General features: G+C 33.8%; 11 protein-coding genes. 7 read left to right on the forward strand and 4 right to left on the reverse strand.

Annotated elements, in window-relative coordinates:
• Positions 1–168: 168 nt before the first annotated feature.
• Positions 169–879 carry a hypothetical protein gene (locus tag DZ60_RS0101090; protein ID WP_025739731.1) on the forward strand — a complete coding sequence of 237 codons (711 nt, stop codon included), beginning with the start codon at positions 169–171 and terminating at the stop codon, positions 877–879.
• A 201-nt stretch (positions 880–1,080) separates the two neighbouring features.
• Here DZ60_RS0101090 and glyA read toward each other — a convergent pair whose 3' ends face one another.
• The gene (gene glyA, locus DZ60_RS0101095; protein ID WP_025739733.1) at positions 1,081–2,355 is read right to left on the reverse strand and encodes a serine hydroxymethyltransferase; all 1,275 of its coding nucleotides are present in this window, start codon (positions 2,353–2,355) and stop codon (positions 1,081–1,083) included.
• A gap of 349 nt (positions 2,356–2,704) precedes the next feature.
• Between glyA and fahA the strand changes: the two genes are divergently transcribed.
• The 5 genes from fahA to DZ60_RS0101120 all read left to right on the forward strand — a co-directional run bounded on the left by fahA (position 2,705) and on the right by DZ60_RS0101120 (position 6,979).
• Entirely contained in the window at positions 2,705–3,985 is a 1,281-nt protein-coding gene (gene fahA / locus DZ60_RS0101100) for a fumarylacetoacetase (protein WP_025739735.1), read from the forward strand.
• A 106-nt stretch (positions 3,986–4,091) separates the two neighbouring features.
• Positions 4,092–5,279 (forward strand): hypothetical protein, encoded by a 1,188-nt coding sequence (locus DZ60_RS0101105; protein WP_025739736.1) that lies wholly within the window; start codon positions 4,092–4,094, stop codon positions 5,277–5,279.
• Positions 5,280–5,394: 115 nt separating this feature from the next.
• A complete protein-coding gene (locus tag DZ60_RS0101110; protein WP_025739738.1) occupies positions 5,395–5,997 on the forward strand; it encodes a Crp/Fnr family transcriptional regulator in 603 nt (200 codons plus the stop codon).
• Between the two features lie 191 nt (positions 5,998–6,188).
• On the forward strand, positions 6,189–6,476 hold the full coding sequence (locus DZ60_RS0101115; RefSeq protein WP_025739740.1) for a hypothetical protein: 288 nt from the start codon (positions 6,189–6,191) through the stop codon (positions 6,474–6,476).
• Positions 6,477–6,541: 65 nt separating this feature from the next.
• Positions 6,542–6,979, forward strand: a complete 438-nt coding sequence (locus DZ60_RS0101120) for a group III truncated hemoglobin (RefSeq protein ID WP_051477522.1) — start codon at positions 6,542–6,544, stop codon at positions 6,977–6,979.
• Here DZ60_RS0101120 and ytxJ read toward each other — a convergent pair.
• Complete coding sequence (gene ytxJ, locus DZ60_RS0101125) at positions 6,948–7,343, reverse strand: bacillithiol system redox-active protein YtxJ (RefSeq protein ID WP_025739743.1); 396 nt, start codon at positions 7,341–7,343, stop codon at positions 6,948–6,950. The genes DZ60_RS0101120 and ytxJ overlap by 32 nt on opposite strands.
• A 341-nt stretch (positions 7,344–7,684) precedes the next feature.
• Between ytxJ and clpB the strand changes: the two genes are divergently transcribed.
• The gene (gene clpB, locus DZ60_RS0101135; protein ID WP_025739746.1) at positions 7,685–10,285 is read left to right on the forward strand and encodes an ATP-dependent chaperone ClpB; all 2,601 of its coding nucleotides are present in this window, start codon (positions 7,685–7,687) and stop codon (positions 10,283–10,285) included.
• Between the two features lie 114 nt (positions 10,286–10,399).
• On the opposite strand, the gene DZ60_RS0101140 is transcribed toward clpB, so the two are convergent.
• Both DZ60_RS0101140 and DZ60_RS23900 read right to left on the reverse strand, forming a co-directional pair.
• Positions 10,400–11,401, reverse strand: a complete 1,002-nt coding sequence (locus tag DZ60_RS0101140; RefSeq protein WP_025739748.1) for a PorP/SprF family type IX secretion system membrane protein — start codon at positions 11,399–11,401, stop codon at positions 10,400–10,402.
• 41 nt (positions 11,402–11,442) lie between these two features.
• A partial coding sequence (locus tag DZ60_RS23900; RefSeq protein WP_025739750.1) for a T9SS type B sorting domain-containing protein occupies positions 11,443–13,908 on the reverse strand: 2,466 nt, incomplete at its 5' end.

Below are 13,908 nucleotides of genomic sequence, written 5' to 3' on the forward strand. Positions count from 1 at the left end.
AGCTCCTTTATTATTGCAAACCCCTGAAAACAGGGTGATTAAAAAAAGTTATATTACTTATTTTTATACCCTTAAAAAAGTTAAAAGGGATCCTCTAAATTACACTTAGAGTTTACTTAGATACCAAAAAAAAAATAAAATAGTAAGAATTTTAACCTCAAACATTTTATGGAGCAATATTTACAACCACTCGGAATTAATGAATTTGAAAACAGAAAATACATTTTTGAAGCTAACAATCTAAATTTAGGAAGTGAAGTAACGGCAGAAAAAGCAACTGTTGAAATTGATACCTGGGAGCTTAAAGGAGGATATAGATACCTCAATATTACTATAAATTTGGGTGATTCTTTTATCGAAGCCCTTGGTATAAGCTATAAAGAGAATACATTATTTGATAAAACTAAGATTGCTGATAGTATAGGGAAAAATAATTTTCATACCATTGATTTGGATCATTGGGATGGTATAAGCGAATTAGAATGTTATTTTTATACAGAAAATCATGATGATTCTGTACATGTTTTAACCGAGTTGATAAAAATGCTGGGGGATCTAGAATTAGTAGATAAACAAGAAAAGGATCTGTCAGAGGTTACTTATGAACCCTTTACGGCATCTAATATGCTAAAAGAGCACCTTCTTGCCAATGTAACAGATTTTTCTTCTGATGAAGAAATAGAAAAAGTAGCTGTAGATTTTATGGAAGCTCAAGGACAAGCATATAGATCTGACTTATACAGCGATAGCAAGTTAATATATCAAGAAGGGTTTTGGGGAAAAGAAGAATCCCCAATGTGCTCTATTCATGAGTACATAGAAGAGTTTATAGAAATGAATTTTGAAGAAGATGAAATTTTCTTTGACGACTTCTTTTAGAGCTTAGATACGCTTTCTGATATATGAGACCGCCTTTTAAGGCGGTTTTTTTAGTATTCAAATAGAAACCTCCTACCCTTTTTCTTTACGAATCTAAACCATATCATTCATTCGGTAAAATGAACTAAAAAAAGAAAATCGTCTAAAAATTTATTTTAGACGATTTCTTTTTACTTATACCTAAAAAAGGTTATCTATTATTTATGCTATAAATAAAGGTTTATCAGCCATCATAGCATTTACCTCATCAGCAATAGCATGAAGTGCTTCTTCATTTTCTACATTCTGTATTACTTTGTCCACCAATTCTACAATTGTGATCATATCATTTTCTAATAATCCACGAGTAGTAACTGCAGCAACACCAATACGAATACCAGAAGTTACAAAAGGAGATTTATCATCAAAAGGAACCATATTTTTATTAACCGTAATTTCTGCAACACCTAATGCTTCTTCTGCTTGTTTTCCTGTCACGCCTTTGTTACGTAAATCAATCAACATCATATGATTATCTGTACCTCCAGAAATCACTTCATATCCTTTTTCTACAAATGCATTGGCCATTACCGCAGCATTTTTCTTAACCTGAACGATATAAGTTAAAAAGTTATCTGTTAAGGCTTCTCCAAAAGCAATAGCTTTTGCTGCAATAATATGCTCTAATGGTCCGCCTTGATTACCCGGAAAAACTGCACTATCAAGTAGAGAAGACATCATACGTTTCTTCCCACTTTTAAGGGTAATTCCAAATGGGTTTTCAAAATCTTCTCCCATTAATATAAGTCCTCCTCTGGGTCCTCTTAATGTTTTATGTGTTGTAGTAGTTACTACATGACAATGAGGTACAGGATCAGAAATTACACCTTTGGCAATAAGACCAGCCGGATGTGCAATATCTGCCATAAGAATAGCTCCTACACTATCTGCAATCTCTCTAAATCTTTTATAATCGATCTCTCTTGAATATGCCGATGCACCTGCTATAATCAATTGAGGCTTTTCTTTGGTAGCTATTTCTTGAATTTTATCATAATTCAATTCTCCAGTTTCCTTTTCTACTCCATAAAAAACAGGAACATATAATTTACCAGAAAAATTAACAGGAGATCCATGTGTAAGATGCCCACCATGAGAAAGGTCAAAGCCTAATATTTTATCTCCCGGTTTAAGACAAGCATGATATACTGCTGTATTAGCCTGAGAACCAGAATGGGGTTGTACATTAGCATATGCTGCACCGAACAACTCTTTTGCCCGATCAATAGCTATCTGCTCAACAACATCTACTACAGCACACCCTCCATAATAGCGCTTGCCAGGATACCCTTCAGCATATTTATTAGTTAATACTGATCCGGCAGCCTCCATCACTTGTTCACTTACAAAGTTTTCTGAAGCAATAAGCTCTAAACCGTTAATCTGACGTTCTTTTTCGTCTTGAATTAAATCAAAAATTTGTTCGTCGCGTTGCATGTATTCTTAGTTTGTTAATAAAAATGCAAAAGTAGGAAATACATTCCTTAATTCAATGTAAACAATCCCTAATTAATATGAACAACTTGTACACAATCTCAATACATTATACACCGAAGTAAAAGATGAATACCAATATAATCTGAACCTATTTCAGATAATCAATAGAGTGAAATCATGATTTTTTTGAAAACATCGAAAATAACAGGGTTATTTATTATATTTAAATAGATATAAACCTATATCTTAGGATTATTTTAAATATTTTTCACATAATTAAAAACTTTGAATATTACGAATACCATATATTTGATTACTAAATTTACCAACAACACCAAAAAAAAATATAATGCCCATAACTGCAAATTATCCTGATAGAAAAACTTGGATCGAAACACCTTCGTTCACAGATTTCCCTATACAAAATATTCCTTTCGGAGTATTCTTAACTCGTGATGATATCATTACCATAGGCACTCGAATTGGAGATACAGCAATTGACCTAGGCGCCCTTCATCAACTTGGTTATTTTGACGATATTCCTCTAACAGATGATATATTCTTACAAGACTCCTTAAATGACTTTATTTCTGACGGAAAAAAAACATGGAGATTAGTACGTAACAAAATTGCAGATATCTTTGATGAGAAAAACGATACTTTAAAAAATAATGAAAAGCATAAACAAGCAGTTTTATTTTCATTAGATGAAATAGAGATGCAACTGCCCGTAATCGTAGGAGATTACACAGATTTCTACAGCAGTATTGAACATGCTACAAATGTAGGAACAATGTTTAGAGGAAAAGACAACGCATTAATGCCCAATTGGCTTCATATGCCTGTGGGATATCACGGTCGTAGTAGCTCAATTATACCTTCAGGCATTCCTATACACAGACCACAAGGACAAAAATTAATCAATGGTGCCGAAACTCCTATTTTTGGACCTTCTAGATTGGTTGATTTTGAACTAGAAATGGCCTTTATTACTACAGATGCTAACCTCTTAGGTGAATCTATTCCTATAGAAGAGGCAGAAGACTATATATTTGGGTTAGTATTATTTAATGATTGGAGTGCTCGAGATATACAAAAATGGGAATATGTACCCCTTGGCCCTTTCTTAGGAAAAAACTTTGCATCCTCTATATCTCCATGGATTATTACTCTAGATGCTTTAGAACCCTACAGAACAAAAGGACCAAAACCCGTAAAGGAGCAGCTTCCATATCTTCAATATAAAGGAGATAAAAGTTTTGATATTCATCTCGAAGTAGCTATCAAGCCAGAAAATGAAAATGAAACAATTGTTTCTAAAAGTAATTTCAAACACATGTACTGGAACATGGCACAACAGCTTACTCATCATACTGTAAATGGTTGCCCAGTAAATTCTGGAGATCTAATGGGAAGCGGAACCTTATCAGGCCCTACTCCTGATTCATATGGTTCTATGCTTGAGCTAAGTTGGAGGGGAGAAAAACCTGTTCGCCTTGATGCAGGTGGAGACCGTAAATTTATTGAAGATAATGACACTGTGATTATGAGAGGACATTGCGAAAAAAATGGAGTGCGTATAGGATTCGGAGAAGTCTCTACCAAACTTCTTCCGGTCTTCAAAAAGTAATAGTGAAATCAAAGTATACAACCTCAAAATAGTTTTATTATGAGATCATGTATATTTATTTTGGCACCAAACTTGATTTAATCACTGAAATCAAAACAATACCAATATGAAAAAATTACTACTTATTTTAGTTATATCGACTCTTGTTCATTCTTGTAGTAGTGTTAAAAAAACAGAAAAGGCACTTAATACAGGAAACTATGATCAAGCAATAAATATTGCTTTAGGCAAATTAAAAACGAATAAAGACAAAAAGGGAAAACAGCCTTATATCTTGATGCTTGAAGAAGCCTATGCAAAAGTGGCCGATCGAGATATTAACAATGTTAGTTATCTAGAAAAAGATGGAAACCCGGCCAACCTAGAACGTATTTATAATACATATACAGGGCTCAAAAAAAGACAAGAAAGAATAAAACCTTTACTACCTCTTTATCTTTCAGAAAAAGGTCGAAATGCGAATTTTTCTATTAATAATTATGATCAAAAAATAATATCTACCAAAGAAAAACTCACTAACTACTTGTATGATAATGCCAAAAAATCATTAGCATTATCAAAAGGAAAAATGGAGTATCGTGCGGTTTATGATGATTTGATTTATTTAGATAAAATTACCCCTAATCACAAGGATACTAAAGAAATGATTGAAGAAGCACATTTCAAAGGAACCGATTTTGTAAGCGTAACTATGAAAAATAACACTGAGGTTATTATTCCTAAAAGACTAGAAAGCGACTTACTAAATTTTAGCACATATGGACTTAATGATCATTGGACCGTATATCATAGTCAACCACAAAAATCAATATCCTATGATTATGCTATGCTTGTATCATTAAGAGAAATCAATATTTCTCCCGAACGTGTAAAAGAACGTCAATTAGAAAAAGAAAGACTTGTAAAAGATGGATGGGAGTACTTATTAGATGAAAATGATGAGATTGTAATTGATGAAGAAGGTGAAAAAGTAAAAGTCGATAAAATGGTAAAGGTGCGTTGTGAATATTACGAGTTTATTCAATTCAAAGCAGCAAATGTAGTAGGTAATGTGCAATACAGAGACTTACGTACAAAACAACTTTTAGAAACGTTCCCCATAGCCAGCGAATATGTTTTTCAACATGTATATGCCAAGTATAATGGAGACAAACGTGCTATCGAAGAAAATTTATTAGGATACTTAGGGCAAAGAGCCGTACAATTTCCTACGAATGAGCAAATGGTATATGACTCGGGGGAAGACTTAAAAAATAAACTGAAAAGTATAATTACCAATTATAATTTCAGATAAAACGTGGTCTTTCATTTCAAAATGTACCCATCTCATCTGTATCTAAAGTGTAAAAAAATGACATAATTATATACCGATAATGTAACTTTTATATACACTTTCGAAAATCAAAAATATGATTGATCAAAAGGAATTGATTGATATAGGGGCTATCCTAAAAAAATATAAACGTGGTGAATTACTTTTTAAAGAAGGAGATCTTCCGCGTTTATATTATCAAGTGCATTCGGGCAAGATTAAGATGAACAATTATACAGAACGAGGGAAAGAATATATTCAAGGCATTTTTACGAAAGGGAAAAGTTTTGGAGAACCTCCCCTTTTTTCCGATTTTAAATATCCAGCAAATGCAGAAGCTATAATAGATTCTGAAGTTTGGGAGTTACCCAAAGAAAAATTCTTACAACTTTTAAAAGAAAAACCAGAAATCCACTATAAGTTTACTGGTGCATTAGCATCTAGATTATACTACAAAGCGGTTATGGTTTCTGAAATATCAACTCAAGAACCTGAGCATCGTATTCTAAGAATTCTGAACTATCTCAAGAAAAATAACCCTAAGACTTCTTCTCAAAGTCCCGATTTGTACGAAGTAGAACTTACCCGACAGCAATTAGCAGATCTTACTGGGTTGCGTGTAGAAACTGTAATACGTTGTATCAAAAAACTTGAGCAAAAAGAAGAACTTCAAATTAAAAACAGAAAAGTATACCTCTAATATCAAAGCGATATAAAGCACTTCAATCAATTATTCTCCATTTTTTGTTCTCGTTTATGATTGTAATCATAAACCCGAAGACTATTCTTGAAATACTTTTGTAATATAAAATAAGTACCAATGCTTGTACAAAATGAAATGTAAATAATTTCAATTGGTTTTTCTTGAATTGGTAACAAAAAACAAAAAAAATGTATTCTAAACTTATCAATAGTTTTCGACAAATGTATATGGCCTATATACCTTTAAGTATTATTTTGTCTAGCTGTTTGGGTTCTATTGCAGCGATGTATATTCTAATGCAAGAACGATCTTTATTGCAAATTATAGAATTGACTATATGTGTGATTATTTGCATGACTTTTAACGCTGCTATATTAGCACAAATGAAACCTAAATTCGTATTTAACCTTTTAATAGCAAGCCTAGTAATTAACACTACTCTTATCGCTCTTACAATAAACTTTTCTTGGTTTTAGCCTACATACGCAATAGTATTAATACCAATTAATAAGAGTCTAATTTATAAAAACAAGTAGTACTCATGAACCCCATTACAAAAAAAGATATTCAAAACAGAGACGACATACAGATAATAGTTTCTAAATTTTACGAAAAAGTAAGAAACGACCAAGACTTAGGCCCAATTTTTAATGCTATAATCGATGATTGGGATTCTCATATCAAGAGACTTGTGGATTTTTGGGAAACCAACCTTTTATTTGTTCAAAAATTTAAAGGAAATCCTATTAAAGCACATCAAGAAGTAGACAAAAAAAACAATCACAAAATTACGAACATACATTTCGGAATTTGGCTACGTTTGTGGATCACAACAATTGATACACAATACGAAGGTACTAATGCTACATTAGCAAAGGATCGGGCTAGAAAAATAGGAACTACTTTGTTTATAAAAATACACAAGAATAGAAACCTAAATTCTTTTTCTAAACAAAACGATGTAAAGCCTCAGCAGTAATTTCACTATGCGAAGAATGATGAACTACATTCCTATTTCTTAAAACTATCATTTGTGGCGATTCATGAAAAACCTGAAATTTTGCAGCAATTTCTGAGGAAATATCACGATGGTTAAGTAAATCCAGATAATATAAATCAACTTGGCTTTCTGTAAGATCAAAACCCATTTCAAAATTCTTAAGAACCATTCTACTGATACCGCAACGAGTAGAGTGTTTAAAAATCACTTGTGTTTTAGTAGTAGAAAGCTCCTCTATTTTATCCAACATATCTATTGAATTAAGCACTTGCCATGGCAAGGCTTTTTCTTCTTCTTTTGGTTGTTGCTCCTCAGATCCAAATAATTTACCAAATATTCCCATGTTCTCTTTGTAGTAAAATCTTTATAGTATAATTAGTACAAACTTAGTCAAATGATTCCTAATGTTTGTTAAATACATAAGTCGATATATATTAACTAACTTTACAATATCATTATTTGCCATAAAAAGACTTTTATTTTTTACACTATAAACTATATCAAACTCAAACACGTGTTTAGCTTTTAAAATAGTAGCAGTATAAAGATCTAATGTTCTTGTTAAACCAAAATTAAAAAATGCCAAAAAGTCAGTAAAATCAATAGATTTAAAGACATTTTGACATTTAATTTTATTAGGAATGTTATTTGTTCTACCCCATAATGAACTCAAAATAGATACAAATGAATTTTAATAATTTCACTATAAAGTCACAAGAATCCATACAGCAAGCACAACAGCTTGCTCAAGGTCTTGGGCACCAACAAATAGAAAATGAACATATTTTTAAAGCAATTCTTACAGTAGATGAAAATGTACTTCCATTTCTATTAAAAAAATTAAATGTAAACATCAATCTTTTACAACAAGTTCTTGACAGTACTTTAGAAAGTTTTCCTAAAGTAAGTGGCGGAGAGCTTCAATTATCTAGAGAAGCCGGAAAATCTCTTAATGAGGCAAATCTGATAGCAAAAAAAATGAACGATGAGTTTGTTTCGATAGAACACCTTGTGCTTGCAGTTTTCAAATCAAAAAGTAAGATTTCGCAGATTCTAAAAGATCAAGGAGTAACTGATAAACATCTCAATGAAGCAATTTTAGAGATAAGAAATGGCGAACGTGTTACCTCTCAAAGCGCAGAAGAAACCTATCAGTCCCTTAACAAATATGCCAAAAATTTAAATGAAATGGCAGAAAACGGTAAGTTAGACCCTGTTATTGGTAGGGACGAAGAAATTCGAAGAGTTCTTCAAATCTTATCGCGTCGTACCAAAAATAATCCAATGCTTGTAGGAGAACCCGGTGTAGGAAAAACAGCTATTGCAGAAGGGCTGGCACATCGAATTGTTGCAGGAGATATCCCAGAAAACCTAAAAGATAAACAAATATTCTCTTTAGATATGGGGGCCTTAATTGCCGGCGCAAAGTTTAAAGGTGAATTCGAAGAACGACTCAAATCGGTCATCAAAGAAGTAACAACTAGTGACGGAGACATTGTCCTCTTTATTGATGAAATACACACTTTGGTTGGCGCTGGTGGTGGTCAGGGAGCAATGGATGCCGCAAACATCCTAAAACCAGCCTTAGCTAGAGGAGAATTGCGCGCAATCGGAGCAACAACTTTGGATGAGTACCAAAAATATTTTGAAAAAGATAAGGCATTAGAGAGACGTTTTCAGAAAGTTACTATTGATGAGCCTGATACCGAAAGTGCTATTTCGATTCTTCGTGGAATTAAAGAAAAGTATGAAACACATCACAAGGTTCGCATAAAAGATGAAGCTATCATTGCCGCTGTAGAATTGTCACAACGCTACATTACCAATAGATTCTTGCCTGATAAAGCAATTGACCTAATGGATGAAGCTGCCTCTAAATTGCGCATGGAAATTAATTCTAAACCCGAAGAACTGGATGTATTAGATAGAAAAATCATGCAACTAGAAATCGAAATCGAAGCCATAAAACGTGAAAATGATGAAGCCAAATTAAAAGTTCTCAATGAGGATCTTGCCAATATCAAAGAAGAGCGCAATGAGATATTTACAAAATGGCAAAGCGAAAAACAAGTTGTCGATGCCATACAAAATACCAAAACAAATATCGAAGAATATAAACTTGAAGCAGAACGTGCAGAACGTAACGGAGAGTATGGCAAAGTAGCAGAGTTACGTTACGGAAAAATCAAAGAGTCACAAGAAAAATTAGACGAGTTGCAAAATCAACTCAATGAACAACAAAGTAAATCTTCATTAATTAAAGAAGAGGTTATTACAGATGATATTGCTGAGGTTGTAGCCAAATGGACAGGTATACCTGTTACAAAAATGCTGCAGAGCGAACGAGAAAAATTATTAGTTTTAGAAAAAGAACTCCAAAAAAGAGTGGTTGGACAAATTGAAGCAATCGAAGCAGTTAGTGATGCTGTTCGCAGAAGTCGTGCTGGTTTACAAGATCAAAAAAAACCTATAGGGTCGTTCTTATTTTTGGGAACTACAGGGGTAGGAAAAACAGAATTAGCAAAAGCACTGGCAGAGTACCTCTTTAATGATGAAAATGCTATAACTCGTATTGACATGAGCGAATATCAGGAACGTCATTCAGTGAGCAGATTATTAGGAGCTCCTCCTGGATATGTTGGATATGATGAAGGTGGACAATTAACAGAAGCTGTTCGTAGAAAGCCATATTCTGTTGTACTCTTAGATGAAATCGAAAAAGCACATCCTGATACATTTAATGTTTTATTACAAGTATTGGATGAAGGTCGATTAACAGATAACAAAGGTAGAACTGCAGATTTTAGAAACACCATTATTATAATGACAAGTAATATGGGAAGTCAAATTATTCAAGATAAATTTGAAAACATAAAAGATGTAGATACCGCTATGGATACTGCAAAAATTGAAATTTTAGGATTACTAAAACAATCTGTTAGACCTGAGTTTTTGAACAGAATTGATGATATCATCATGTTTTCTCCTCTTACGCAGGCCAATATTAAAAAAATAGTCAGCCTTCAATTAAAGCAAGTATCAAAAATGTTAGCAGCGCAACATATTTCTTTAAATACAACCGAAGAGGCCATTATTTTTCTTTCTAAAAAAGGGTTTCAGCCAGAATTCGGTGCACGCCCCGTAAAACGGGCAATACAAAAAGAAGTCTTAAATACTTTGTCTAAGGAGATTCTTGCTGGTAAAATTTCGACCGAACATATCATTTTACTGGATGAATTTGACGGTCAATTAGTATTCAGAAACCAAACGGATTTGGTAAGTTAAAAATTCAAGGGCACACATCTATTAGTATGATTCAAATACATACCAATACGTAGTTTTTATAAAAGAGTAGGGACAATTCATTATCTTATATGAATTGTCCCTATATTATTTAGATTAATCTACCCAAGGACAATAACATTTATATTTTCCTTTTCGGCATGAAAAATCCATCCCCAAAGTTATTTGATGAAAACCTCCATTATTAAAAGTAACTGCATTTGATTGGTGCGAGTACGTATAAGCAACAGAAAACTTCCCGAAATTCCCTCCTATAAAAGGAGTTATGTAATTCAAATTCTGACTCCTATATTCTTCATCACTATCAATAAATTCTGTAGAATCCAAACTTCTACGATATGATAATCCTCCCCATAGTTTTCCGAACTCCATATCATGGTAGACTTTTAAATTAAAATCTATACTAGATTGTTTTATCCCAAATCTACGAGAAAATAAAATCGAAGGTTCAAAAGATAAATCTTTACTCCTTTTACCAATCACATATCCTACAGAGACTAAAAGATTACGAAGATCACTGGTAATTTGTAAATCATTATTAACACCAGAATTCTTCAACATATTCTTCATAGTTACGTGAGCATAAAACTCATATAAATTATACGAGAATCCAAAATCCATATTAAACTCTGATGAACTTAAATTGCTAGATGATATCAGCTGATCCCCATCAGCAATAAAACTACTTTGATCCAAACGATATTGAATAAATCCTGCACTTAAACCAAAAGATAATTGGTTAAGATCTATTTCATTTCTAGAAAACATAATATGATGTGCATAAGTAGCATATCCACCTGTCTGAGAATAATATCCGTTACGATCATTGTATAGGATGGTACCAATACCAGATTGATCTCCTACCCTAGCATTAAACGCAGCGGTAAAAAGCCCAGGAGAATCTTCTTGTCCGACCCAGTTTCTTCGACCGGTAAGTCGAATTTGTGAACAGTCAGGAGCCCCAGCCATCGAAGGATGTAATAAATAATAATTATCAGTAAGATAATCCGCATAAACGGGTAAACCTTCTTGTGCCATGACCTCCATCTTTACACACAGCATTATCAATACAATGGAAAAAGCGCTTATTAATTTCATATGATTCATTTGAGTAAAAAAGACAAATACTATATTTTGTTCTATCGTTTAAGAGTGAAATGACTTCTATACGGATCAGAACCATCTTTAAAATTTGCTACAAACCAATAGTCCGCAGAAGGTAAATTGACACCATTATGGGTACCGTCCCATCCTGGACCATTGGGATCAAGTTGTGTTAAAAATTTGCCGTACCTATCAAATATGAATATTTCCATATCAGGAAGGTTTTCATCACCGATAACATTCCAAGAAGGATTCATGGCATCACCATTAGGAGTAAAAAATCGCGGAAAACCTATTACAAAAATCTCATCTGATAGTTCTCCACAACCATTACTATCAATAACTGTAACTTCATGAAGACCGAGTGACACATTTGTAAATACATTACTATCTTGTAAAGATGCCCCATCTAACATATAGGAATACTCCCCTTGGGGCATCACCGAAACGGTTATATCTTTAGTATCACCAAATGAACTATTTGATAAGGATAAACTAATATCTGTAGGTCCTAAAACACCATCGACAATGACACTTGAACTTTTTGAGCACCCTGTATGTATATCAGTGTATGTAACAGAGTACTCTCCTATTTGTGTAGCTTGCACAAAAGAGTTCGTTTCTTCTCCCAAAATAACATTATCAAAACTCCATACAAAGGTATAATCACTATCATTTAGGTTTGTCTCAATAAATGGAAATGTAAAATTAGTTAACGGTAGCCCTTTTTCATCGATACAAATAAGTCCATCAGCTTTGAGTGTTATTTCTTCCATGTCATTAATAGCCAATGGAACTTCGATTTTATCACTTACACAATTCTCAATAAGATCAAGAGCTTCAACCAAATAAATATATGTTCCACCATTTACATCTGAAGGAGAAAATACGGTTGTATTATTCGCCAGTAAAGCTCCATCAGCATCATACCAATTAGCAGTCTGCCCAGTCAATACATCTACAGATAATTCTGGTGAGGGATCACCATAACAAATATTTGCTCCCATAGGATTAGTAGGCATACTAATATCAGGACAACTACAATCAGGAGATGTGACTTCTAACATAACATAGCAAGTATTATTTTTAGGGTTCCTTGCTGTAATCACCATATCAGTATCAATGGGAACGTTTAAAATCATAGAATTAGTTATATCAATAGTTCCTGAACCTGATGGTGTCATCTCAATATCCCAAATACCATTTGTACTAAATAAAATATTGTAGGTATTGCGATCAAAAGAGCAAGATGTACTTACAAAAGTTAACTCTGGAGTATTCTCTATAGACACTGTAACAATACTTGAAGATGGATCTGGACATGTAGGCGAAATCACCGTATAGATATAATCTCCTGATAAAGCTGTTGATAGAGATGGATCCAAAAATCCTTGATCATCACCACCAAAAGGATTGCTATTTGGGTCTGTCCAACTTCCGCCAGCATCTGGAGTTCCACCTAAGCTATCAAATAAGTTTACAGAAGCATCAGTAGAACAAAACGTAACACTAGCATCTAATCCAGAATTCGCTCCTATTACCTGAATAACTTCTACTGTAGCACTTGCATTACAGGTAGCAGTACCAACGGTATAGGTATACACTCCAAAAGTATCTTTAGATGGATCAAAAACACCTTGATCAGTACTGCCAAATGGATTTCCGATGGGATCAGTCCAACTTCCACCACTAGCAGCCGTAGTTCCTAAACTATCAAATAAATTTACAGAAGCACTATCTGAACATAAATCGATGTCTGAATCCACACCCGCAATAGGAGTAACCTCTATAGACACTGTAACAATACTTGAAGATGGATCTGGACATGTAGGCGAAATCACCGTATAGATATAATCTCCGGATAAAGCTGTTGCTAAAGATGGATCCAAAAATCCTTGATCATCACCTCCAAAAGGATTGCTATTGGGGTCCGTCCAACTTCCGCCAGCATCTGGAGTTCCACCTAAGCTATCAAATAAGTTTACAGAAGCATCAGTAGAACAAAACGTAACACTAGCATCTAATCCAGAATTCGCTCCTATTACCTGAATAACTTCTACTGTAGCACTTGCATTACAGGTAGCAGTACCAACGGTATAGGTATACACTCCAAAAGTATCTTTAGATGGATCAAAAACACCTTGATCAGTACTGCCAAATGGATTTCCGATGGGATCAGTCCAACTTCCACCACTAGCAGCCGTAGTTCCTAAACTATCAAATAAATTTACAGAAGCACTATCTGAACATAAATCGATGTCTGAATCCACACCCGCAATAGGAGTAACCTCTATAGACACTGTAACAATACTTGAAGATGGATCTGGACATGTAGGCGAAATCACCGTATAGATATAATCTCCGGATAAAGCTGTTGCTAAAGATGGATCCAAAAATCCTTGATCATCACCTCCAAAAGGATTGCTATTGGGGTCCGTCCAACTTCCGCCAGCATCTGGAGTGCCTCCTAAACTATCAAATAAGTTTACAGAAGCATCAGT

Origin of the sequence: Aquimarina pacifica (genome assembly GCF_000520955.1) — a bacterium.
Lineage (GTDB): Bacteria > Bacteroidota > Bacteroidia > Flavobacteriales > Flavobacteriaceae > Aquimarina > Aquimarina pacifica.

What these genes read in the sequence shown, in the direction of transcription:
- DZ60_RS0101090 (WP_025739731.1), top strand. Translation starts at nt 169, where the DNA reads ATGGAGCAATATTTACAACCACTCGGAATTAATGAATTTGAAAACAGA.
- glyA (WP_025739733.1), bottom strand. Translation starts at nt 2,355, where the DNA reads ATGCAACGCGACGAACAAATTTTTGATTTAATTCAAGACGAAAAAGAA.
- fahA (WP_025739735.1), top strand. Translation starts at nt 2,705, where the DNA reads ATGCCCATAACTGCAAATTATCCTGATAGAAAAACTTGGATCGAAACA.
- DZ60_RS0101105 (WP_025739736.1), top strand. Translation starts at nt 4,092, where the DNA reads ATGAAAAAATTACTACTTATTTTAGTTATATCGACTCTTGTTCATTCT.
- DZ60_RS0101110 (WP_025739738.1), top strand. Translation starts at nt 5,395, where the DNA reads ATGATTGATCAAAAGGAATTGATTGATATAGGGGCTATCCTAAAAAAA.
- DZ60_RS0101115 (WP_025739740.1), top strand. Translation starts at nt 6,189, where the DNA reads ATGTATTCTAAACTTATCAATAGTTTTCGACAAATGTATATGGCCTAT.
- DZ60_RS0101120 (WP_051477522.1), top strand. Translation starts at nt 6,542, where the DNA reads ATGAACCCCATTACAAAAAAAGATATTCAAAACAGAGACGACATACAG.
- ytxJ (WP_025739743.1), bottom strand. Translation starts at nt 7,343, where the DNA reads ATGGGAATATTTGGTAAATTATTTGGATCTGAGGAGCAACAACCAAAA.
- clpB (WP_025739746.1), top strand. Translation starts at nt 7,685, where the DNA reads ATGAATTTTAATAATTTCACTATAAAGTCACAAGAATCCATACAGCAA.
- DZ60_RS0101140 (WP_025739748.1), bottom strand. Translation starts at nt 11,401, where the DNA reads ATGAAATTAATAAGCGCTTTTTCCATTGTATTGATAATGCTGTGTGTA.